Genomic DNA, 23,956 nt, shown 5'->3' with positions numbered 1-23,956 from the left:
ACCTATTCCCCCTTTGTGCCTTTCGGTATGTAAACAGTGAAGATGGCACCGCCTTCTTTTTGGTTCGCAACTTCAATCCAGCCCCCAAGTTCATCTAGCACTTCTTTGACATTGGCAAGTCCATAACCTCGCCCTTCTCCCTTTGATGAATGTCCTCTTGTGAAAAGTTGTGAAATGGCTCCTTCATCTACACCGTCCCCTGAATCAGATACCTCTATGATAATATCAAATCCAATATCTGTGATGAACAAGCTGACTTCTCTTTTTTCTTTATTCAATACAGCCTCAAACGCATTGTCTACGAGATTGCCAATGATGGTAATAAAGTGAGATAAACTTAAATGGGCTGGGAGCGGCTCCAATGAACTATTTTCATCAATGTGAAAATGAACCTTTTTCTCAGATGCCTTTCCTAACTTCCCAAGTAAAATGGCTTGTATCTTCGGAGAGCGAATTTGCTTCATGAGTAAATCATGCTGGCGATTTTGAAGTGTATACTCTTCTTTAATTAACTCAATGGCTTCATCCACTTGTTTCAACTCAAGCAAGCCTAAAATAGCGTACAGTTTATTCGAAAATTCGTGTGTTTGTGCTCTCAAGTCTTCTGAATATTGACTGACCTCTGTCAATGTATCCAGCAGCTTTGTCAGCTCGGTTTTCTCCCTGAAACTCACAATTCCTCCAAATACTCGATTGTCCTGCACCACTTTTTTGACATTTAGCACGAAGGTTTTATCATTGACGACTGATTCTATGTTAGGTTCAATCGTCTCTACCTTTAGATAGGAAAGAAGATTGGCATTTGGCAACACTTGATTAATATGAAGAGGCAGCGTTGAAGAGACGCGTAGCATCTGTTCAGCTGACGTATTCATCATCGTAATGGCACCTTTACGGTCAAATGCAATGATTCCCTCTTTAATCGCATGCAGCATCGCTTCTCTTTCTCGATATAATGAAGCAATTTCATGCGGTTCAAGCCCTAATATATCTTTTCGAATACTCCTTGTTAAAAAAATCGCTCCAAAAACCCCAGGCAGCAAAACAAGAAGGGCAATATAACTTAATTTGAAGAGTTGATGAGCTGTCGCTTGATCGATATCTCTTTTTAAAAATTCGACACTGACTGTCCCAATAATCTCTTCATAACTGCCAGTTTCTTTCATGATCGGAGCACTTCCTCTGACAACGGTTTCACCATCAGAATCACCCGTTGATATGGAAGTTCCTCCAAATAGCAGTGTACTTCTTCCTTCCGACACACTGATGGTTTTCCCTACATCCTCATGATTCGTATGAAAAAGAACCTTTCCTTTTTGATTGGTGATAAAAATGGCATGCGCTCTTACTTGCTCTTTCATTTGCTCAAGCACAGCCTGTTCTTCATTTTGCGAATCTCCCGTGGCCACCGATGTTTTAATGGGTGGCATATAAGATATCGTTCTAGCAGTTTGCACCGCCAGCTGTTCAGCTTGGCTCTGCCTTTCTGATGTCTGCAAAAAACCAAAACAAATGGTCAATAAGGCAATAACAACAAGTAAAAGACCAATAATTAACCCCAAAATTTTTGTTTGTAAAGTGACTTTCCTTTTGCCCATCCTCACCGCCACAACCCCTAATTCAGTAGATTCACCCGAATAGACTCTAAGAAAATCATATCATTTTTTCTCATGAAGTTAAGAGAAAATTCACACAGACAAAAAAAGGATGACTCAGTATTGAGTCATCCCTGTGTGCCTATTACGTGATGGATAAACCAGCACTTGCATAGCCTGCTACAGTATTCACTAAAGAAAGACCTGTAGCTGATGCCGAGAATACGACAAGTAATCTTGTTTCTGGTGTGACTGGTACATTTAAACCAGTAGCGATGCCGTTTGTAATAGCCCCTAGCGTTAAAATCCCGGTTAACGCCGGAGCCAATGTGACGCTCGCTACTTGAGTGAAGCTGTTATTTGGTGTCGGTGAAGCAAACAGACTAGCAGTTACAGTAATACTCGTGCCAACTAAAGAAAGGGCTGCAGTCGTGCTAAAATAGCCGGCAAATGACGTAATGGTTCCAGCTCTTGGAACGGAGAATGCCATGTTCAACAATGTGCCTGCTGCTCCGGTTAAATCAATGATTCCGCCTACAATACTGACACCTGTCGCCGAGTTACCGAATCCGACCAAGCTAGATGTTCCAACTAGACCGCCTGCGATTGTGGTTAAAACAGCTGGTGTACCAGATGCAAATGGAATAATCGCACTTGATCCTGTCGCACCTGTGGCTCCTGTTGCACCGGTTGCGCCCGTGGCTCCTGTTCCTGTAGCCCCTGTTGCACCCGTATCTCCTGTTACACCTGTGGCTCCGGTTACTCCGGTCGCTCCTGTTGGACCTGTATCTCCGGTGACACCGGTTGCTCCCGTGGCGCCTGTCACACCTGCGGCTGCCAATAACGTATAATCTGGAGACGTATCTGGTGTGCCAGTTGGTGGTGCTGTATTTACGACATAAGTTCCACCTTCATATGTCACCACTTGACCTACTGGATAGGTTGGAGCTGTTGCTGGGTCAAATGCCAAAATACCAGCTAACCCTACTCCGGTGGCTCCGGTATCTCCCGTTGCACCTGTGGCTCCGGTTACTCCAGTCGCTCCCGTATCTCCTGTTGCACCTGTAGCTCCGGTTACTCCGGTCGCTCCCGTTACACCTGTGGCTCCGGTTACTCCGGTCGCTCCCGTATCTCCCGTTACACCTGTGGCTCCGGTTACTCCGGTCGCTCCCGTATCTCCTGTTGCACCTGTAGCTCCGGTTACTCCGGTCGCTCCCGTATCTCCTGTTGCACCTGTAGCTCCGGTTACTCCGGTCGCTCCCGTATCTCCCGTTACACCTGTGGCTCCGGTTACTCCAGTCGCTCCCGTATCTCCCGTTGCACCCGTGGCTCCGGTTACTCCGGTCGCTCCCGTATCTCCCGTTACACCTGTGGCTCCGGTTACTCCCGTATCTCCCGTTACACCTGTGGCTCCGGTTACTCCCGTATCTCCCGTATCTCCTGTTGCACCTGTAGCTCCGGTTACTCCCGTATCTCCCGTATCTCCTGTTGCACCTGTAGCTCCGGTTACTCCAGTCGCTCCCGTATCTCCTGTTGCACCTGTAGCTCCGGTTACTCCCGTTGCACCCGTGGCTCCGGTTACTCCGGTCGCTCCTGTATCTCCCGTGGCGCCTGTCACACCTGCGGCTGCCAATAACGTATAATCTGGAGACGTATCTGGTGTGCCGGTTGGTGGTGCTGTATTTACGACATAAGTTCCACCTTCATATGTCACCACTTGACCTACTGGATAGGTTGGAGCTGTTGCTGGGTCAAATGCCAAAATACCAGCTAACCCTACTCCTGTGGCTCCGGTTACTCCGGTCGCTCCTGTATCTCCCGTAGCGCCAGTGGCTCCGGTTACTCCAGTCGCTCCCGTATCTCCCGTTGCACCTGTAGCTCCGGTTACTCCAGTCGCTCCCGTATCTCCTGTTGCACCTGTAGCTCCGGTTACTCCCGTATCTCCCGTTACACCTGTGGCTCCGGTTACTCCGATCGCTCCCGTATCTCCTGTTGCACCTGTAGCTCCGGTTACTCCGGTCGCTCCCGTATCTCCCGTTGCACCTGTGGCTCCGGTTGCTCCGGTTGCGCCCGTATCTCCTGTTGCTCCTGTCGCTCCGGTTGCGCCTGTATCTCCAGTAGCGCCGGTCGCTCCTGTTCCTGTTGCTCCCGTGGCTCCCGTATCTCCTGTTGCTCCTGTCGCTCCGGTTGCGCCTGTATCTCCAGTAGCACCGGTCGCTCCTGTTCCTGTTGCTCCCGTATCTCCTGTGGCTCCGGTCGCTCCGGTTGCGCCTGTATCTCCAGTAGCGCCGGTCACTCCTGTTCCTGTTGCTCCCGTGGCTCCCGTATCTCCTGTTGCTCCTGTCGCTCCGGTTGCGCCTGTATCTCCAGTAGCGCCGGTCACTCCTGTTCCTGTTGCTCCCGTGGCACCCGTATCTCCTGTGGCTCCGGTCGCTCCTGTCGCACCGGTAGCACCTGTATCTCCAGTAGCACCGGTCGCTCCTGTTCCTGTTGCTCCCGTGGCGCCCGTATCTCCCGTGGCTCCTGTCGCTCCGGTTGCGCCTGTATCTCCAGTAGCGCCGGTCGCTCCTGTTCCTGTTGCTCCCGTGGCTCCCGTATCTCCTGTGGCTCCCGTTTCACCTGCAGCAGCTAACAATATATAATTTGGCGACGTATCCGGCGCACCTGCTGGAGGTTCTGAAATGACCAAATACGTGCTTCCATCATATGTCACTACCTGACCTACTCTATAGGTTGATTCTAACGCTGGATCAAATGCCACGATGCCGTCTAAGCCTAGACCGGTCGCTCCGGTGGCTCCTGCCGGTCCAACTGGCCCCGCCGGACCTACTGGACCCACCGGACCTGCTGGACCTCTTCTTCCTCTTCCCCCTTGCGGTCCTTGAATGACACAAACACAAGGATCTTTTCCGCAGCATGGGTTTTTTACCGGTTTTCCTGGCTTTGTTGACTTTCCTTTTTTACAACTATCACATTCCCAGCCATCATCCTTATACGCATCATACCAGCTTCCTTTTTGGTAGTGGTCTGTCGAATGAGTTGGATATGTCTTTCCGCACTGTCTACATCTTCTCATGGAATCACCCCCATTCATCGTATTCATCATGATCAGGATAGGTGTATGTACAATTTTATTTTTATAAAAAATTTAAAAAGGCTTTGCACTCTGCGTACAAGGCCTTTCTCATTCGTTAAAATGTCATCGTCATTTTTAAATCTTTTCCTACCATACTATATTCAATATCCGCTGGACGGATCGCCTTTTTTAGTTTTTTCACGCCTTCTCCTTCAAAAAAAGTAGGTGCATCTTTCCCTCCGATTAATAAAGGTGCCATATAGATAACAGCTTCGTTCACAAGTGATGCTTCTAAAAATGACGCACTCACACTGCCCCCTGCCTCTACAAGCACTGACATCACAGAGCGCTTCTTCAACAGGTGTAACACATCCTGAAGATCTGTCCGGTGTTCTCCGCTTGTGACAAATACTTGATGACCTTTTTGTATCAACTGTTGATACTTTTGATGATCATAATCTTGTGATGTACAAATTATGGTTTCTGCCCTATGATCTGTTAAGCATTTGGCATGAAGCGGTATCCTTAATGTTGAATCTAAAATGACACGAATGGGCTGATGGTTGAATGAATCCTTTACAATTAAGCCGGCATCATCTTGAATAATCGTTTCCACTCCTGTCAGCACCGCATCTACTTCTTGACGTAAGCGCTGCACTTCTGTTCTCGCTTCTATTCCAGTGATCCATTTGCTTTCTTGATCAGCCGTAGCAATTTTCCCATCTATCGAAATAGCTGATTTTAAAATGACATAAGGAAGGTTTGTTTGCATCAAATGAAAAAAAGGCGCATTTAAACGATCTGCTTCCTGTTTACATATACCTTGCTCCACTTCAATTCCAGCCTTTTTCAAAAAGGCAATTCCTTTACCTGCAACAACCGGATTCGGATCTCGGGTGGCAATCAGCACTTTCTTCACTCCACTTTTGATGATCGCTTCGGTGCAAGGGCCTGTTTTTCCGTGATGTGTACAAGGTTCGAGTGTCACATACATGTCAGCTCCCTTCGCCTTTTCTCCTGCCATTTGCAGCGCATGAATTTCAGCATGAGGCTCGCCCGCCTTCATGTGCGCACCAATCCCAACGATCTCACCGCTCTGAACAATCACTGCACCAACAAGCGGATTGGGTGAGGTTTGTCCTTTCATCGCCTTCGCGTTGGCAATCGCCAGCTTCATATAAAAAACATCGTCTTTCATCTCGGGCTCCTTTCTTCTCTCAAGGGAAAGAACTCCTTCAGAAAATGAAGGAGTTCTATTCTCATGTGCTATACTTTCTCAAGCCGTTTCTTTTCAGATCGATCATAGTAAGGCAAGGAATAAAACAGTTTATATGATGCTCGTTGTTTACAAAAACAGCATTTGCGACATTCATATTTATTAATGAGGAGCACATGCGGACAATTGAGTACAGTCAGACCTTTTTTCATATGTTCCTTGCAAACACTTATCATGAGAATCCCCCGCTTACATTCTTTTTCTTAATGAGAGATTACTTCTTTCGGAAATTGTTCAAATAAGCGCAGTACTTCCGTATGTGTGCCATCTTCTCGAATATGATAAATACCACCGTCATATGAGCTTGCATACACATCATTTCCTAGTTGTCTAATGGCACTAATACCATTCTTAGCAATTCGAATCGGACCTGTATTGACATCTAGCTCTGGATTCCATACCACAATATATCCCCAATAGTCTCCGCTCACAATATAGCCAGAGTCTGTCACAGTGATGGATTTAATGGAATATTGATGCTCGTTGTGCTGATTTAAAATTCTGCCTGTATGCAAATCAAACAATCGGACGTTTTTATCACGGCTGACAATGGCAATACGATCTCTTTTGCTATCAATAAATACATCATTTAACAGCTCTGTCGCCCCGATATATTCTGCTGTTAAGGACAAACTCTTTTTATCGAGAAGACAGATGGTTCCTTCAACTGCCGCTGTGATGATATGATCTCCTTCTACCTTTAATGCTTTGACCGCGCAATCATGTGCTTTAGAACGGCCGATTTCCTTTAAGTGTTCAGTCGAAATGACATGCACATAACCGCCATAAGTGCCAATATAAAATTGACGATCCTCCTCATGGAAATACACACTATTGACAGGACCTGTGTTGAGATCAAAAGAGACCATTTGCTGCAATGACTCGTGTACAATATGCACCTGACTCGCATGATCGCCCCATGCATAATAGCTTCCATCCCGTGCAACAGCCACTCCATTTGTGAGAACACCTGTTGATTTTGCGATTTCGATTCCATTCTTTCTGAATTTTCCGTCATCTGATGCAGTGATAATATCACCCGCTTCAGTCAACGCAATATCATTAATAGAAGGTGTCGCCAATTCCTGCTCATCAGAGATCACTTTTCCTTCTTGAATTGACCATTCACAATACGTTTTCCCAAAGCTGGCTCCTAAAATGGCTTGCTCGTCTTCTGTCCAAACAAGCGAGCGCTCCCATTGATATTTATGAGGCAGCAGCGTATCAATTAAATCACCGGTTTCATAATTCCACAGCTTAATTAAATGGTCATAACCCGCTGTGAGCAAGTAGTTACCGCTCGGCGAAAAATTCACACGTTTCACACCTTGTAAATGAGCTTTGATGATTTTTTTCTCCTGTAATGTAGCGGCATCATAAATGATGACCGTGCCATCGTCTCTACCAAGGGCGAATACTTCTTTTTGATTGCTGCCGCTGATGGTATCCAGCTCATAATCAAACGGGCCAATTTCACCTACAATTTCTCCTGTTTCATAGAGCCATACAAGGACATAGCCATCATCACCAGTTGTATAAGCTTTATCCTCATGAATCCATACAGCTAATACATCCTTGCTATGTCCATGAAATTCTCTTAAAATGGCTCCCGTTTCAATATCCCAAACTAAGCATCTTCTGTCTCTGGACACCGATACAAGAAGCGTATCCTGCTTTGCAAATGCGACAGCTTCCACATCATCCGCATGACCATATAACGTACGAATTTTTGTATGTGTGCTAGTATCATATAATTGAATGGTATAGTCTGACGATGCACTCGCTAAATACGTTCCATTTTCCGAAAGGGATAAAGAGTTGATGATATGCTCGTGACTGCCAATGAATGTTCCTTCTCCCGTGGCACGGTCCCATTTATAAATACAGCGGTCATAGCCGCCTGTGTAGACAATTTGGTCATGCTGAGTTGATAAAACGGATGTAATCGGTCCTCTATGCATGGTTTTACACTCCCACCTTTATATGTTGTTTTTGACGAGTAACTACACGAAAACCAGTAAATCGAAAAACAGGGTCTGGGTGTTTCCCGTGTCTTCTTGCGACTCTGCATAAATCTCCGCCTCTTGCGAAGGAGCCACCTTTTAAAATGTAGTAATCACTGCCGAGTGTCTCGGTTAAATCATCTACAACCTCAATTCCGCCTTCATATATGTGATACTTGGTGTTGACCCATTCTTCGACATTGCCACCCATATCATATAGTCCAAATAGAGATCTTCCTTTTTCGTAATGACGGACAGGTGTCGTTTTTTCAATATTTGATTCGTGCGTATTACAGTAAGAGGGATCAAACTCATCTCCCCAAGGATATTGATGTCTCGTATTGCCCCGGGCAGCATATTCCCATTCTTCCTCAGTAGGGATCGATACCTCATATCCAAGCTTCCCGCTCAGCCACTGACAAAATGAGAAAGCTTCCTCGATGTCCATGCCCCAAGCAGGATGGTCTTTTTCCCCGCCAAGTTCTAGGTTCGTCAAGCTCTCTGGATAAGGCTTTCCTGTCTCGTCGCAATAGCTTTGATACCATTCATTGGTGACGACCGTATCTGAAATGAAAAATTCGCTCATATACGGCTGATAAGATGGAAATTCTTTGTACAGCCATTTTTGAAATTTTTTCTCACGGCCATAGGCTGGATTCAGAAGTTTGTCCTTCCAAAATTCTGATGCCTTTTTCATATCTTCTTCATTACTTCCAATCGTCGCATAGCCGCTTGGGATTTGAATCCAATTGATATCAGGTTTCACGCTTTTCTCCCGCCTTCTTTAAATAAACTCATCTACTGATTAATTAATTTCTTCTCATCGACCATATGCCCTGATGCTGCTTTTGCCTTTAAATACGCCTCATTATAGAGAGAGGCTTCTACCGTATGATCAAACCGTAAAACCGGAAGACCGTAAGCAGCAATGGAATCGACTTTATCTGGATTATTGGTTAAGAGATGCAATGGTTTCCCTTTGTTTAAATAGTGCAAGACAGCCGCTGCTTCCTCGTAATGCCGATCATCATCTCCGCAGCCGATCAACCTGTTCGCCTCAAATGTATCCAGTTTCATTTCCTGTAATTTATACGTGAAGGCTTTGGCCATTAGCCCAATAGAGCGCCCTTCTTGATTGGCCATATACACAAGCATGCCTTTTCCGTAATCGGTGATTTTTTTTAGCGATGATGCAAGCTGTGGACCGCAATCACATTTCAGTGACCCAAACACATCCCCTGTTTGGCAGACACTATGAATTCGCACAAGCGGCGGCACTTCATTTTCAAAGTCGCCAAAAAGGAGACAAGAGGAAAATGTTTGCTGCTCGGTACTCATTTGTACAATAGACTCAACCGTTGGCGTTGTATCAGCTTCTACAGACGCAAAGGCATACCATGTAAACTGCACTTCTTCATGTTCAATAGAGATCGGCAGGTTCACTGGCCCCACGAGCAAATAGTGTTTTTCTTGAAATGTAAAATGATGAATCATTGATTGTAGTTCAGCTACAAACTTGTTCATTTGTCTCCCCCTATTCATCACTGCACCCCATTGAACTCTCTCAGCGCAGTGATGGCGTGATGAATATGTGTATGCACTCCCTTTGCATCCTGAGCACCGGTTCCAGCTAGAATCATGGCTCAGGAGAAATTTCCTGTCATACTGGCTGAATAGATGTGCGATGCCAATCATCCATCAGTACCTTTCATAAAGACTCTTTTTAGACTGTCACTTGTCCAGTACAAAGGAGCAGAAATCGAGCTTCATACGCTGTATTCTCTGTAAGAGAGCAACACCATTGGATGATTCTTGAATGGAAACTGACATGCTCTTTCTCTAAAAGAATATCTCTGCTAGCTTCGAGCTGCTTTCTCCTTTACTAGAAGCTCTGGTTCTCCAAATGCACGTCATCCGGTTGTACCCTTTGATTGGATGAATAGTCCGTACTTCAATTCAGCTAAATTGATTGAAGCATGACACCCGCCTAGGTATGCACCAAGAACCATCACATCAAACATCGCGTTTATCCTCCTTTGCACTAGATTTTGACAGCAATGACATGATGCTGGCTGATCCCAGCCTTCGCTTGTAATGGTGTAATCGAAACGAGCTCAAGTCCTGATGTACAAATCTTTTCTCCAAGCTGAGTATCTGAGAATGAAAAATGGAAGCGTCCATCTTCTCCGATTAAGCCTGTTTTCCACTCTTCTCCCCATACAACAAGGGAAAACACACCACCTTCATGAAGCAGCGAGGAAATCTGCTTTAAGTATCGTTCGTGGTCATCAGGGTGCTGATGGTGAAAGCAGCCATGATCTAAAATCAGATCAAATGTCAGCTCGCGCCCTTGATTCATCGACCAGGACATAAAATCTTGATGATAAAAATGGACAGGAACCTCTTTTCTCTTCTTTAATCCTTGCCATTCCTCATGCTCATAAAGATCAATACCGGTGTATGCCGACAGTCCTTGTAAATGTTCAAGAGCCCGGCCGTTCCCGCAGCCGATATCCAGCACCGAAGCAAGTGCATCCTTTTCCCTGGAACGCCATGCCTTGAGAGACATCACAGCAGCGTCTGTTAATGATGGATCAGTGGACCACATATCTGTTCTTTGCTCATAGTGTTCTTGAAAAGCCATGCGCATTTTCTCTAAATACAACCCGCTGTCTTCATGATACAAAGCCTTTTTCATCACGTGACCTCCTTCAATTCACAATCACCTTTCCTAATAAAGGTGGTTTTCAAGCAAAAAGCCTTATGATAAAATGAAAGATGGATTTTTTAGGAAATCTGTTTTCTGAAAAAGGAGAGAAGCATCCCACATGTCACTCTTCTTTTTCAGCACTCATCTTCACATACAACCACAGCCATTCAACTGTTACAGCGCCTCAGTTTGTTATACATTTTCTTCATATGGATTCACCTCCTTAACAGCGCTAAGAAAGCGCTTTCTTTATGATGATCCTCTGAATACCTTGAACAATATCATTGAGAAATAGGCATAGTAGAAAGACGAATCTACCATTCTAAGCTATCTTTCATCTATTTTTTTGTCTAATAGATATTTCTTCCGTATCGCTCTGCCTCAGAAGCGCTCTCCCTTAGGTCTTAATGCATCATCATTTACCGAATTGATCCTGAAATCCACCCATCAAAAATTTAACAACTAATTCCATAATAACTTGATTAAGCCAAATATATTGTTTTTAGATTATTTTGTCAACAAATTATTTCCTAAACATTAGAATGATTTTCTAATTGAAAATACAGGTATATTTCGTGGTTTTTTGACCTTAAAACACTTATTTCTACACAAAAATACAACTTAAACCAATAGAACTAAGAAATTTATCTACTAAATTACACAAGATTTTTATTTCATTTTGAAATAAAAATAAAGATATCATAATTATTTCCCGAATGGTTTTTTGTGATATTTTCACTACTTTTTTCATTTTTTTGATGGTATCCTTTGATATTTCTATATTTTCAATTAGACATTTTACTGTTTATCCCAATTTTTCAACCTTTCTTATTATAGTGAAAAAGACAGATGGTAGATTTTAATTATCGCAGCATGAAAAAAAGCCCCTTACAAAAGTAAGAGGCTTTTTACGATGGCGTTTATGCCCAATTTTTCACTTTTTCATGGTCAGTCACAAAGAGAAGAACTTTTCCTTCGTCTAAATGTTCTTCAAATGTCTCAGCTTCTTCTTTTGAGAAACCAATTTCGTGAATCTTATTGCGGAGTTCATCTCCCTTTTTGCTAAAGATGTTTCCAACCGCATGCTTGAGTCCAACTTCTTTTGGACCTATCGTATTGGCATCTGTGTTGCTTGCAATACGCTCAGTTCGATCATCGTCATGGGACAGAACATAAATGTCCTCTCTTGCAACACCGAGTTGTTTTAATTGCTCCACATCTCTTTGAAGTGTTTCATCATTTGAATACTCTCTTACAACAGGTTTCATTTATTATTCCTCCTTTAACGTCTTACGAATCTTTTACCCGTCACTTTTGTCATTAAACCTTCCTCCAGCACATCCATTTTTACTCTGTGAACTTAATGCGTCTATGGACTTATTTTTGACAAAAAGACTGTGAATATGACTAAATTTTCTGAAAAATCGTATTCATTCCTTGTCATTTGTTGTACAATTCTTATACTGGAGGCTAGAAATGGGGTGGAGCTGATGTATTATTTTTCAGCTGAGCAGCAGTTTAATGCATGGGTTGTCAGTGATTTGGTGAAACAGCTTTTTCAAAAATGGAATCCTGAAGAATCAAAAGCAAAGCCGCTTACTTTGTTTGCTGAACAGCACTTTCACATCTGCATCGATTATCTCTTTTCTATTATTATTAACATTGGAGATATCGAGTCAATCGAACAAGATCCACAAGACCTGTTGTCCTCATATTTAAATATCCTTTTTCCTTTTGTGACGCACGATATGATGAAAGCCTCCATGCAAAATGCAAATGAATATTTATTAAAAGAACGTGATGCGGATGAGTATCAACTGTTTGGTTGTCTCCCGCCGCTCCTTTCTGTCTCTCTTCAAAAAAAGTAGTCCCCTTCTTTTAGATGGTGGCTGCTTTTTTGTATGTGCTTGGAAAAGACCGTATGTTTTGAACGAAAAGAAGCATCATGTTAATGTAAATCTAGGTTGCAAGTGAAAGGGAGGATTTGACATGAGTCAACAAAAACAAATTCAATTAGCAAAACGTCCAAAAGGGTTACCTACTAAAGATGTTTTTCATTTTGAAACAGTTGATATACCAACGCCGCAAGATGGCGAAGTCTTGATTCAAACGAAATATGTGTCTGTAGATCCTTACATGAGAGGACGAATGCAAGATACAAAATCCTATACACCTCCATTTAAACTCAATGAAGTCATTCAAGGTGGAGTGGTCGGAGAAGTCATCGAGTCCAAATCTCCTCAATTTGAGAAAGGTGATTTTGTACTTGGATTCCTTGGCTGGCAGGAATATTCTACTGCCAAAGCAGAGTCTCTGACAAAAATTGATCCATCCATTGCGCCGTTATCTTATTACTTAGGGATTTTGGGCATGCCAGGACAAACCGCCTATTTTGGACTTCTTGCGATTGGTCAGCCAAAAGAAGGCGAAACTGTTGTCATTTCTGGAGCCGCAGGTGCCGTTGGTTCTGTTGTCGGACAGATCGCTAAAATCAAAGGTGCCCACGTCGTTGGAATTGCCGGATCTGATGATAAGCTGGCTTATTTAAAAGAACTGGGCTTTGATGAAACCATTAATTATAAAACAACAAATGATTTAGATGACGCCATTGCAAAAGCCTGTCCAAACGGTGTCGATGTGTATTTTGACAATGTGGGCGGCGAAATCTCTGATGCTGTGATGAATCATTTGAACCGTTTCGCACGTATTCCAGTCTGCGGCGCCATTTCTTCTTATAACATTAGTGCAAGCGAAGACATTGGCCCTCGTGTGCAAACAAAACTCATTAAAACAAGTGCATTGATGCAGGGCTTCATTGTTGCCAACTACTCTGATCGTTTTGAGGAGGCGGCAAAAGATCTCGCACAATGGGTAAAAGAAGACAAACTGACTTACAAAGAAACCATTATCGAAGGTTTTGACCATATTCCAGATGCATTCCTTGGACTATTCAAAGGGGAAAATGTCGGAAAACAACTTGTCAAAGTTTCATAAAAAGAAAGGACCCTCCATGTGGGAGGGTCCTTTTTTTATGCTTGCTTGGGCGCAAGGTGCAGCTGACCTTGCTTATAAACAATTTCCTGAAGCGAAAGATTTAGCTTTTTCGCCATTTTTTTAAGCATTGAATGCTCTTGAGATGTGACTAGGCTGATAACCGCCCCTTCTTTTCCTGCGCGGCCGGTTCTGCCTGAACGGTGGATATAGCCTTCTTCGTTTGGCAGGTCGGCATGGATCACGTAAGGCAGATCGTCAATATCGATCCCTCTTGCTGCGATATCTGTTGCAAGAAGAAGCGGGAATTCACGCTGTTCAAAAGCCTTTAAGATGACAGCACGCTCTGCTTTTTTCGCTTCACTGTGAAGCACACCAAGGTCGACATGGTGATACGCTAATTTTTCTGCATAAATGCTCAAATTCGTAATATCTCGCACAAAGACGAGTGCATGCATGTCCTCAAGCCGTGATAGCTTTTGCAGTAATTTCACCTTGTCACGCTGATCACATAACAGGTAATAATGCCCTACCTTCTGCGCTTCTTCTTGGCTTCTGCTAATTCTCAATACCTCTGGTTCAGATGCAATGTCTTTGATCAGTTGAACGGTTTCCTCTTTCAATGTCGCAGAGAAACAAAGGATTTGTCTTTCTTTTAATGTGGATTTAATGATCGCTTGGATCGTTTTCATATGCTCTGGGACAAGAAGCTGGTCTGCCTCGTCTAACACGATCGTTTTCACTTCATGCATTTTCAGTTTCTTGATTTTGATTAACTCTTGCACGCGACCCGGTGTCGCCACCACGATATTCGGGTGTTTTTTTAGCTTTTCCTGCTGCTTCTTGATGTTTGCCCCGCCTATTAAGGAAATAGCTTTGATGTCTGAACCTTGTTTGAACTCTTGCACAACATCAAAAATTTGCATCACAAGCTCTCTTGAAGGTGCCAAGATTAAGACTTGCGGGTGTTTGATACTCACATCAATTTTATTTAAAAGCGGCAGAACATACGCTAGGGTCTTCCCTGTTCCAGTCGGTGATTCTGCGATCACATCGCGTTTTTCCGTAATCCACTCTGCTGTTTGTTCTTGTATCGCTGTTGGCTTCTCAAAGCCAGCCGCTTCAAAGTTCTTTTGAATAAATGGCTTTGCTTCTTTCAAAAATGCCCAATTTTCCGTCATGTTGATCTCCTTTATCCTCATTCAATCTATCCTTAAGTATCTCAAAATCAGCTTTGAAACGCAATTTTTCTTTTGATGCTTTTATCGAGCCGTACAGTTCGATATAATCATGAGAGGCACTAGCCGTTTTGAATCTATTTGAGGTGTAAAAAATGATATTATCTGTTAAAGATTTAAGCCATGGCTTTGGCGACAGAGCCATTTTCCACGAAGTCTCCTTCCGTTTATTAAAAGGCGAGCATGTCGGCTTGATCGGCGCCAACGGTGAAGGAAAGTCAACGTTTATGAATATTATTACTGGCAAGCTTGAGCCAGATGCAGGAAAGGTCGAATGGGCAAAAAATGTTCGTGTCGGCTACCTCGATCAGCATACCGTGCTTGAAAAAGGAAGAACCATTCGTGAGGTCCTTCAAGATGCATTCCATTATTTATTCTCAATGGAAGCCGCAATGAATGACATTTACGAAAAAATGGGTGAAGCAGATCCTGATGAGCTAGAAAAGCTTTTAGAAGAAGTAGGCGTCATTCAGGATGCCCTGACGAACAATGATTTTTATATCATTGATTCCAAGGTAGAGGAAATTGCAAGAGGTCTTGGGTTAACAGATCTGGGGCTCGATCGTGATGTGACAGAGCTGAGCGGCGGACAGCGTACAAAAGTACTGCTTGCGAAATTGCTGTTAGAGAAGCCTGAAATTCTTCTTCTTGACGAGCCGACAAACTATTTAGATGAACAGCATATTGAGTGGCTGAAGCGCTATTTGCAGGAATATGAAAATGCATTTATCCTCATTTCACATGATATCCCGTTCCTAAACAGTGTCATTAACTTGATTTATCATGTCGAAAATCAAGAACTCACGCGATACGTTGGTGATTATGATCAATTTAAACAAGTATACGAAGTGAAAAAGCAGCAGCTAGAAGCAGCGTATAAAAGGCAGCAACAAGAAGTGGCTGAATTAAAGGATTTTGTCGCGAGAAACAAAGCACGTGTCAGCACTCGAAATATGGCGATGTCTCGTCAGAAGAAACTCGATAAAATGGACATGATTGAATTAGCAGCAGAAAAACCAAAACCAGAATTCCACTTTAAACCTTCACGCACATCAGGGAAATTGATTTTTGAAACGAAGGATTTAGTTATTGGGTATGACGAACCGCTCTCTCGTCCATTGAATTTAAAAATGGAACGCGGGCAGAAAATTGCATTATACGGTGCCAACGGTATCGGAAAAACGACACTGCTCCGAAGTCTTCTTGGAGAAATCTCCCCCATTTCTGGTGAGGTGGAACGCGGAGAATTCCTGCATATAGGCTACTTTGAACAAGAAGTAAAAGAACAAAACAGCAACACTTGTATTGAAGAGGTGTGGAGCACCTTCCCATCGTACACACAATATGAAGTCAGAGCCGCCCTTGCCAAATGCGGTTTAACGACAAAACATATTGAAAGCCGTGTGTCTGTTTTAAGTGGTGGTGAAAAAGCGAAGGTCCGCCTTTGTAAGCTGATCAATGAAGAAACCAACCTACTTGTTCTCGATGAGCCGACAAACCACTTGGATGTCGATGCCAAAGAAGAATTAAAGCGCGCGTTAAAAGAATATAAAGGCAGCGTCCTATTAATTTCACACGAACCTGAATTTTATCAAGATGTGGCCACTGAAACTTGGAATTGTGAATCCTGGACAACCAAAGTATTATAACGACAAAAAAAGCCTCATATCTTATATGAGGCTTTTTTCTATTAATGACCTGCCTGGATATTCACCAAATGCTTACGGCCAAGAAGCAGGATGACCATTCCTAAGAGAACAACAGCCGCCCCTACATAATAAGGGGTGCTTGCTGTGTAAGTTTCAGCGAGTACTCCCGCAATCCAAGGCGCAATCGCACCACCAATAAATCGTACAGCACTGTATGAAGATGATGCAATTGAACGCTCAACAGGAGCTGATCCCATCACAGCCGTCGTAAGCACCGTATTGATCATGCCGAGGATTCCCCCTGCAATGACAATACCGCAAATGACCACGACCACATGTGATGTCCATATTCCAATGCCGAATAAAATCACAGCAAACGAAGCAAACAGAACCACAAGAGAAGTCAATGTTCCAAGCTTGCGATGAATGACCGGCGCTGAGAAGACGGAAGTCACAGCCAAAAATAATCCCCATCCAAAAAAGACATAGCCAAGACCATGCTCATCCAGATGAAGCACAAATGGCGAATAAGCTAGAAGAACAAAGAATCCAAAATTATATAAGAAAGCAGCAGATGCCATCGTTAAAAGCCCCTTATATTTCAAGGCTCCAACAGCTTCAAATAACTTCACCTTTTTCTGCGGCTTTTGCATAGGTGGCAGCATAAAGGTAATGGCTAAAAGAGCAACGAGCATTAACACTGCCACACCAAAGAATGGCCCGCGCCAAGAGATCGTTCCAAGCTCACCGCCAAGGAGCGGCCCGACAGAAATCCCAAGACCTAGTGCCGCCTCATATAAAATGATGGCTTTCGCACTTCCTCCAACAGACACACCGACAATCACTGATAATGCCGTTGAAATAAATAAGGCATTCCCAATGCCCCATCCGCCTCTAAAACCAATTAATTCATTAATCGTTGAAGAAGTACCGCCTAAAGCAGAAAAGACAATAATAAAGATGAGTCCTAATAATAACGTCCATTTGGCACCAATACGACTAGAAATAAAACCGGTAAAAAACATCACAAAGCCGGTGACAAGCAAATAGCTCGTAAACAAAAGAGAGACCTGACTTGGAGATGCATCTAATTGTGATGCAATGGCTGGCAAAATCGGGTCCACAAGTCCTATCCCCATAAATGAAATCACACATGCAAAGGCCACCGCCCAGACGGCCTTCGGCTGCCTAAGCAGACTCGTACGCTGTTTCAATACTTCTTCTTCCTTCATTCCATCAGAACCTTTCCTACAGTTGTTTAACAAAATAAAATAAACACGCTGAGGTGTTTATTTTATTTTGTTGACAAAGGGCTAAAATGAACTTTATTTTAGCTCTTTGTCTTCTTTTTCAGCGTGATAGAAAACCTTTGCAGTCTAGGAAGGACGAGCACTGGAGCGGAGCGAATTTGGCATTCGTGAGCACCAGAGCGCAGGACTGACAAAGAATGCGAGGGTTTGTCTACACGCTGAAATAAACACGCTGAGGTGTTTATTTTTGTAATTGCTCAATCGCATGAGCCGCTCTTTCTTTCATCATTTCAAGATCCTTTTTAAAGGATTGAATCGTTTCTAGCTTTTTTGTAATCAATTGATGCTGCACAGTCAGCTGCGCATCAATATCTAACAGTTTCTCTAGTCGTTCCTTCGGGTCAAGTGACAGCAAGTAGCCTTCTTTATTCAGCTCAAGCTGTTTTCCGATTTCCATAAACGATTGAAGCTCTTGTAAAGAAAAGCCAAGTACTTCTTTGGCCTGCATCACTTTCTCCAGTTCTTCCATGTCATCCTCTGAGTAAAGTCTGACACCGCCCTCTGTCCGCTTTGGTGCTGATAATAAACCAATCTCTTCATAGAAACGAATGGTCCGTTTCGTCAGACCGCTTCTTTTCGCCACTTGATCAATTTTCATCCATTCCATCACCAGTGCCTCCTGCTCATCAATTCATGTTTTATTATACACCTTTGTGACCTTAACGTAAACGTTAATGTTTGATCACTTGATTTCTATTGTGGTTTGATGCAGAATAAATAGGAATCATTACGTTTTAAAGGAGGTACCCTATGCGTTCATTTCCATCCAAAAAAGAACGACACGCACAATTTGGTTCTGTCCCGCCAAGCGCTAGAACAAAACCTTGTCAAAAAGAGAACATGATAGACATCCAACAAACCGAACAGGACTTTTATTTTGATCTGGAACAGGTCGGAATTTGCCGTGTGTCGTACCCTGTACATATTTTGTCTAAAACGGCTCCACAGCACCAAACCGCTTCCGCTGATTTTACGCTGAGTACATATTTACCAGCTCATCAAAAAGGCATTCATATGAGCCGTCTCACCGAGCAGCTTCACTCATTTTATGTGAGCGGAAAGCCGGTTGATGTGGATTCCTTAAAAGAATTGACCGCACAGCTTGCCACGCAAATGAATCAGCCTTCTGCCTCGATTCAAGTTTCCTTTCCGTGGTACATGGAAAAAAAGAGTCCCATCAGCGGAAAGTCCGGTTTGATCCATGCAGACGTGCAATACGACATCCACTTTCATGAAGAAAACGGATGGATTTGTCATATTGGCTGCACTGCTCAAGTGACAACGTTATGTCCTTGTTCAAAAGAAATCAGTGAATACGGCGCACATAATCAGCGCGGCACTGTATCTATTCAGGTAGAGCTGTTTGAACAAGGTCAACTCCCTGATGACATGAAAGCAGATCTACTGCAGATCATCGAGTCTAATGCGAGTGCACCCCTTTACCCTGTACTCAAAAGACCAGATGAAAAACACGTGACAGAAGAGGCCTATGAAAATCCACGTTTTGTAGAGGATGTTGCGAGGTTAATTGCCGCAGAGTTGTACGAACAAAACTGGGTTAAAGGCTTTCAAATTGAGTGTCGAAATGAAGAATCCATTCACCAGCACGATGCTTATGCCAAATGTTCTTATCAAAAAAACTGTAGAATGTGGGACTGACCCCCTAAGATGAGACAAATAAAAAACACCTTCAAGTTTGAAAACGGATCGTTGTGATCCGAAATAAAACATGGAGGTGTTTTTTCTATGGGGACAAGAGTGAGTTATCCGGCTGAAGTCAAACAGAAGGCTGTAGAAATGAGATTGGCAGGCGTACCTATGAAAGAGATCATGCAGGAATTGAATATCAAGAATAAGACGCAGGTTCAGACATGGGTGAGATGGCATAAAACTGGGGATACACACAGGTTCGAACAACCTGTTGGAAAACAATATACCTATGGAAAGGGTCCCGAGTACTCTTCTGAATTAGAGAGACTTCAGGCAGAAAATCGCTATTTGAGTCAACAGAATGAGGTTTTAAAAAAGTACAACGAATTGGAAAGGAAGTTGATAAGGAAACGTCAATCAAACTGGTAGATGAATTGTGCAAAACGATGACGGTACTGGACATCTGTGTCCATTTAGGCATCTCACGCACTTCGTATTATAGATGGAAAAAGAATCTGACTCAGAATCATTCTAAAAGACAACTAGAGAAACAGGTCGGCACGTTGTGCCGAAAGCACAAATATCGATATGGTTATCGGAAAATCACAGCCATACTAAAAATGGGAATGCGTATTAACCATAAAACTGTTCAACGTATCATGCAGAAAAACCAGTGGCAATGCCGGGTTAAAATGAAAAAGCGTAAGAAGAATGGGCAGCCCTATGCCGTGGCTGGTAATATACTGGATCGGAATTTTCAGTCTGATCGCCCTCTTGAAAAACTAGTCACGGACATCACGTATTTGCCTTATGGACAGAAACAATTGTACCTTTCCAGTATATTGGATTTATATAATGGAGAAGTGATTGCTTTTACAATTGGTGATAAGCAGGACACAGACTTTATCTTAAACACACTTAATCAGCTCCCAGCACTTCCTGAGAATTGCGTGTTACATAGCGATCAAGGTTCTGTGTATACATCTTACGAGTATCAGAAAGCTGTTCATATAAAAGGCATTACCATGAGCATGTCCCGTAAAGGGACGCCCGCTGATAATGCCTCCATCGAATCGTTTCATTCCTCACTAAAGTCTGAAACGTTCTATCTTAACAGGATTGATCGCACTACGACCACCATCGTAGAACGCACTGTCAAAGAATACATTTATTATTATAACAACATTCGTATTCAAACGAAACTAAACAACCAATCACCGATAAACTATCGGCAATTGGCTGTTTCATAAAGGTGTTTTGATCCCTGTCTCAAAAACGGGGGTCAGTCCCTGTCTCTACAGTTTTTTTTGCCAACCTTTATTTTTCATTACTTTCTAATTCCTCAATCATCATCGACAGTTCGGTCCAGCGATCCATTGCTTGTTCTAGTTCTTCAACGACGGCTTTTTGCTTGTCCATCAGCTCTTGAATTTTCCCGAAATCACTGCCAGCCTCAGCAATGCTGGCTTCGAGCTGCTGGTGTTTGTCCTCTAGTGCTTGTATCCGATCTTCAATCCCATCCCATTCAAGCTGGTCCTTATAGGATAGTTTTTTCCTCTTTTTCGGTGCAGCTTCTACTTGTTTTTCAGCTGGTTTTGTCTCTGTCCGCTTCTGTTCTTTTTCTTGCTCCATGTAATCGCTGTAAGCACCTTGGAAGTGTGAAATACGACCATTTCCTTCAAACACAAGCAGACGATGGACGACTCGGTCTAAGAAATAACGATCATGCGACACGGTGATGACTACGCCTGGGAACTGCTCCAAATAATCCTCTAAAATGCTCAGCGTCTCTGTATCAAGATCATTCGTCGGCTCATCTAAAAAGAGAACATTCGGCTCTTCCATCAATACCTTCAATAAATACAATCTGCGGCGCTCTCCCCCTGACAGCTTGCGGATAAACGTGCGCTGCATGGATCTAGGGAATAAAAATCTCTCCAACATCTGCTCTGCTGTCACAATGACGCCATCTGCCGTTTTGACAATTTCAGCTGTTTCTTTGATGTAATCAATGATATTCAGCTCTTCATTCATTTCGTTATGGTCCTGCGTGTAATAGCCAATGCGGACTGTTTGTCCAATGGTCAATTGTCCATTCGTCGGTTCGATTTTACCCGCCAGGCAATTGAGTAAAGTCGTTTTGCCCACTCCATTCGGTCCGATAAATCCGATACGATCACCTGGCACGACTAAATCACTGAACTGGTCCACAAGGGTTTGACCAGCAAATGTGATGCTGATCTCTTCTGCCTCAATCACTTGTTTTCCAAGCCGGTGAGAACCGATCGCAAAATCAAGCTCTCCCTTTGCATCAGGTCCCTTTTGATCCTTCAGCTCTTCCACTCTGCCGATACGTGCTTTTTGCTTTGTCGTTCGAGCCTTTGCCCCTCTTCTGAGCCATGCAAGCTCACGTCTAAGCAGGTTTTGACGTTTCGTTTCTTTTACTTGAGCTTCTGCTTCTCGTTCCGCTCTTTTTTCTAAAAAGACTTCATAATTTCCTTTATATGTGTAAAGCTGCCCCTGATTTAATTCATAGATCCGATTGGCGACACGGTTTAAGAAATAACGATCATGGGTGACAAGAATGACAGCCCCGCTGTATTGACTCAAATATCCTTCAAGCCATTCAATGGTTGCGTTGTCTAGATGGTTTGTCGGCTCATCTAAAATCAGCAAACCCGCAGGCTGAATTAAATTTTTGGCGATCGCCACACGCTTTTTCTGTCCGCCTGATAACGCATGAACAGATCGGCTCACATCTTTAACGCCAAGCTTTGTCAAAATCGTTTTCGCCGAAAGGTTCGCATCCCATGCGTCGTCCTGATCCATTTTATTTTGCATACGCATAAGCGCTTCTTGTTTTGCCTCGTTTTGTGGATCATGCTCTAAATCAGCCAGCGCCCTTTCATAGGCTTTCATCGTTTGAATCATCGGTGCTGTTCCTGAAAAAATATAGTCGAGAATCGTTTCATCCCCGCTCATTTCAGGATCTTGCTCGAGAAATTCGATATCAAGTGTCCCTGCCTTTGTGATGTCGCCTTCCTCAAATGATTCAAGTCCTGCAATGACTTTTAAAAGCGTTGACTTCCCTGTTCCATTCGGTCCAATTAACCCGATGCGTTCCTTTGGTTCTATATGAAAAGAGATATGGTCAAACAGCGTTTTTTCGCCATAGGTTTTATATAATCCTTCTACATTCAATAAACTCATTTTATCAGCCCTTACATAGATTCTTCCTTTATTTTAAATCAGCCAGTAGCAGAAAACTAGTTTTAAAAAAACCCGCTGCTGAAAAGAATGTTTCCTTTTGATGCTCGATACACTATGAAGAGGTGATCTAAAGATGATAACCATTAGTTTATGTATGATTGTGAAAAATGAAGAGGAGGTTTTGGCTGACTGCCTGTCTTCTGTTCAAGACATTGTAGATGAGATGATCATTGTTGATACAGGATCAACAGATCAAACAAAGGACATTGCTCACTCCTTTTCAGCAAAGGTACTCGACTTTGAATGGGTCCAGCATTTTGCAAAAGCACGCAATTTCGCTTTTTCCCATGCGACAAAAGAGTATATCTTATGGCTGGATGCCGACGATGTCCTACTTGAAGAGGACCAGCAAAAACTGCTTCAGCTCAAACAGACGCTTGATCCCGCAGTAGATGCCGTCTCGATGTTTTACCACGTTGGATTTAGTGAGGACGGTCAGGTGAATTTTAAATATAGAAGAAACCGGCTCGTCAAACGTGCCTTGAACTTTCAGTGGTACGGGGCCGTTCATGAGTTTCTTCAGGTGTATGGCAACATCTTACCGGCTGATATCGCCGTCACCCATCAAAAGCGTAAGAAAACAACCGCTGGAGAGCCTGGACGCAATCTGCGCATTTATGAAAACATGCTTGCAAAAGGCGAAGAGATGACGCCTCGTGATCTCTTTTACTTCGCCAATGAATTACGAGATAACAAGCAGCATGTGAAAGCGATTCGTTTTTATCACAAATTTTTAGCCACAAAACAATGCTGGATTGAGGATGAAATTCGCACATGCCAAAATTTAGCTGACTGCTATTATGCAGTCGGTTTTGAGGAAGCCGCCTTATCCTCCTTATTGCGATCCTTCTTATATGATCAGCCCCGTCCAGAATTTTGCTGCCGGATTGGGGATCATTTCAAAGCACAAAATAAATACAAAGCGGCCATCTATTGGTATGAGCAGGCACTGAAGGCACCTGAAATCGAAACAGCCTTTACACTGACACAATATAAAACATGGTATCCTCACCTTCAGCTTTGCTATTGTTATTATCAGCTCGGTGATTTGGCTCAAGCCAAAACCCATCATCTTGCATCCTCAGCCCATTACCCAACCCATCCGAGTGTGCTGTACAACGAAAAAATATTTGCTGAACAAACGTAAATCTCCTGTTATCACATCCGCCTGTCACATGACGGCGGATG

The 23,956-nt window shown here is 43.3% G+C and carries 18 protein-coding genes; 6 read left to right on the top strand and 12 right to left on the bottom strand.

What is annotated here, in order from left to right; genetic code table 11:
- Positions 1-2: 2 nt before the first annotated feature.
- From NSQ64_RS04340 to NSQ64_RS04305, 8 genes are all read right to left on the bottom strand, one after another.
- On the bottom strand, positions 3-1,598 hold the full coding sequence (locus NSQ64_RS04340) for a sensor histidine kinase (RefSeq protein WP_024719339.1): 1,596 nt from the start codon (positions 1,596-1,598) through the stop codon (positions 3-5).
- A gap of 142 nt (positions 1,599-1,740) precedes the next feature.
- Positions 1,741-4,671: an exosporium glycoprotein BclB-related protein gene (locus NSQ64_RS04335; RefSeq protein WP_341015255.1), complete on the bottom strand. Its 2,931-nt coding sequence runs from the start codon at positions 4,669-4,671 to the stop codon at positions 1,741-1,743.
- A gap of 115 nt (positions 4,672-4,786) precedes the next feature.
- On the bottom strand, positions 4,787-5,869 hold the full coding sequence (gene ribD, locus NSQ64_RS04330; protein ID WP_341015253.1) for a bifunctional diaminohydroxyphosphoribosylaminopyrimidine deaminase/5-amino-6-(5-phosphoribosylamino)uracil reductase RibD: 1,083 nt from the start codon (positions 5,867-5,869) through the stop codon (positions 4,787-4,789).
- Positions 5,870-6,150: 281 nt separating this feature from the next.
- Positions 6,151-7,908 (bottom strand): WD40 repeat domain-containing protein, encoded by a 1,758-nt coding sequence (locus tag NSQ64_RS04325; RefSeq protein WP_024718588.1) that lies wholly within the window; start codon positions 7,906-7,908, stop codon positions 6,151-6,153.
- Between the two features lie 4 nt (positions 7,909-7,912).
- On the bottom strand, positions 7,913-8,716 hold the full coding sequence (locus NSQ64_RS04320; RefSeq protein WP_341015250.1) for a formylglycine-generating enzyme family protein: 804 nt from the start codon (positions 8,714-8,716) through the stop codon (positions 7,913-7,915).
- Positions 8,717-8,748: 32 nt separating this feature from the next.
- Positions 8,749-9,474 carry a GTP cyclohydrolase II gene (locus NSQ64_RS04315; RefSeq protein WP_017360404.1) on the bottom strand — a complete coding sequence of 242 codons (726 nt, stop codon included), beginning with the start codon at positions 9,472-9,474 and terminating at the stop codon, positions 8,749-8,751.
- Between the two features lie 517 nt (positions 9,475-9,991).
- Positions 9,992-10,648 carry a class I SAM-dependent methyltransferase gene (locus tag NSQ64_RS04310; RefSeq protein WP_008343184.1) on the bottom strand — a complete coding sequence of 219 codons (657 nt, stop codon included), beginning with the start codon at positions 10,646-10,648 and terminating at the stop codon, positions 9,992-9,994.
- Positions 10,649-11,580: 932 nt separating this feature from the next.
- Positions 11,581-11,928 carry a general stress protein gene (locus tag NSQ64_RS04305; protein ID WP_017360406.1) on the bottom strand — a complete coding sequence of 116 codons (348 nt, stop codon included), beginning with the start codon at positions 11,926-11,928 and terminating at the stop codon, positions 11,581-11,583.
- Between the two features lie 222 nt (positions 11,929-12,150).
- On the opposite strand from NSQ64_RS04305, the gene NSQ64_RS04300 reads away from it, so the two are divergent.
- Together NSQ64_RS04300 and NSQ64_RS04295 are read left to right on the top strand one after the other, a co-directional pair.
- The gene (locus NSQ64_RS04300) at positions 12,151-12,528 is read left to right on the top strand and encodes a YfmB family protein (RefSeq protein ID WP_017366799.1); all 378 of its coding nucleotides are present in this window, start codon (positions 12,151-12,153) and stop codon (positions 12,526-12,528) included.
- Positions 12,529-12,649: 121 nt separating this feature from the next.
- Positions 12,650-13,654, top strand: a complete 1,005-nt coding sequence (locus NSQ64_RS04295) for an NADP-dependent oxidoreductase (RefSeq protein WP_341015246.1) — start codon at positions 12,650-12,652, stop codon at positions 13,652-13,654.
- Between the two features lie 35 nt (positions 13,655-13,689).
- Here the strand turns inward: NSQ64_RS04295 and NSQ64_RS04290 are convergent, their stop codons facing one another.
- Positions 13,690-14,832, bottom strand: coding sequence for a DEAD/DEAH box helicase (locus NSQ64_RS04290; protein ID WP_341015244.1), 1,143 nt, complete (start codon positions 14,830-14,832; stop codon positions 13,690-13,692).
- Positions 14,833-14,984: 152 nt separating this feature from the next.
- Between NSQ64_RS04290 and NSQ64_RS04285 the strand changes: the two genes are divergently transcribed.
- On the top strand, positions 14,985-16,538 hold the full coding sequence (locus tag NSQ64_RS04285) for an ABC-F family ATP-binding cassette domain-containing protein (protein ID WP_309173739.1): 1,554 nt from the start codon (positions 14,985-14,987) through the stop codon (positions 16,536-16,538).
- A 41-nt stretch (positions 16,539-16,579) separates the two neighbouring features.
- On the opposite strand, the gene NSQ64_RS04280 is transcribed toward NSQ64_RS04285, so the two are convergent.
- Both NSQ64_RS04280 and NSQ64_RS04275 read right to left on the bottom strand, forming a co-directional pair.
- The gene (locus NSQ64_RS04280; RefSeq protein WP_286067110.1) at positions 16,580-17,770 is read right to left on the bottom strand and encodes an MFS transporter; all 1,191 of its coding nucleotides are present in this window, start codon (positions 17,768-17,770) and stop codon (positions 16,580-16,582) included.
- Positions 17,771-18,029: 259 nt separating this feature from the next.
- Complete coding sequence (locus NSQ64_RS04275; RefSeq protein WP_017366797.1) at positions 18,030-18,455, bottom strand: MerR family transcriptional regulator; 426 nt, start codon at positions 18,453-18,455, stop codon at positions 18,030-18,032.
- A gap of 143 nt (positions 18,456-18,598) precedes the next feature.
- On the opposite strand from NSQ64_RS04275, the gene folE2 reads away from it, so the two are divergent.
- Together folE2 and NSQ64_RS04265 are read left to right on the top strand one after the other, a co-directional pair.
- Positions 18,599-19,507 (top strand): GTP cyclohydrolase FolE2, encoded by a 909-nt coding sequence (gene folE2 / locus NSQ64_RS04270; protein WP_341015239.1) that lies wholly within the window; start codon positions 18,599-18,601, stop codon positions 19,505-19,507.
- Positions 19,508-19,594: 87 nt separating this feature from the next.
- Positions 19,595-20,748 (top strand): IS3 family transposase gene (locus NSQ64_RS04265; RefSeq protein WP_341015206.1). Its coding sequence is split into 2 segments (ribosomal slippage): positions 19,595-19,868 and positions 19,868-20,748, totalling 1,155 coding nucleotides; the frame shifts between segments, so codons are not numbered across the junction.
- A 67-nt stretch (positions 20,749-20,815) separates the two neighbouring features.
- Here NSQ64_RS04265 and NSQ64_RS04260 read toward each other — a convergent pair.
- Positions 20,816-22,708, bottom strand: a complete 1,893-nt coding sequence (locus NSQ64_RS04260; protein WP_341015237.1) for an ABC-F family ATP-binding cassette domain-containing protein — start codon at positions 22,706-22,708, stop codon at positions 20,816-20,818.
- 133 nt (positions 22,709-22,841) lie between these two features.
- Between NSQ64_RS04260 and NSQ64_RS04255 the strand changes: the two genes are divergently transcribed.
- The gene (locus tag NSQ64_RS04255) at positions 22,842-23,915 is read left to right on the top strand and encodes a tetratricopeptide repeat-containing glycosyltransferase family 2 protein (RefSeq protein ID WP_041090656.1); all 1,074 of its coding nucleotides are present in this window, start codon (positions 22,842-22,844) and stop codon (positions 23,913-23,915) included.
- Positions 23,916-23,956 lie beyond the last annotated feature (41 nt).

This window comes from Bacillus sp. FSL W8-0183 (genome assembly GCF_038006825.1).
In the GTDB taxonomy this organism is placed as follows: domain Bacteria; phylum Bacillota; class Bacilli; order Bacillales; family Bacillaceae; genus Bacillus; species Bacillus altitudinis.
This window is presented reverse-complemented; position numbering and strand designations above follow the sequence as displayed.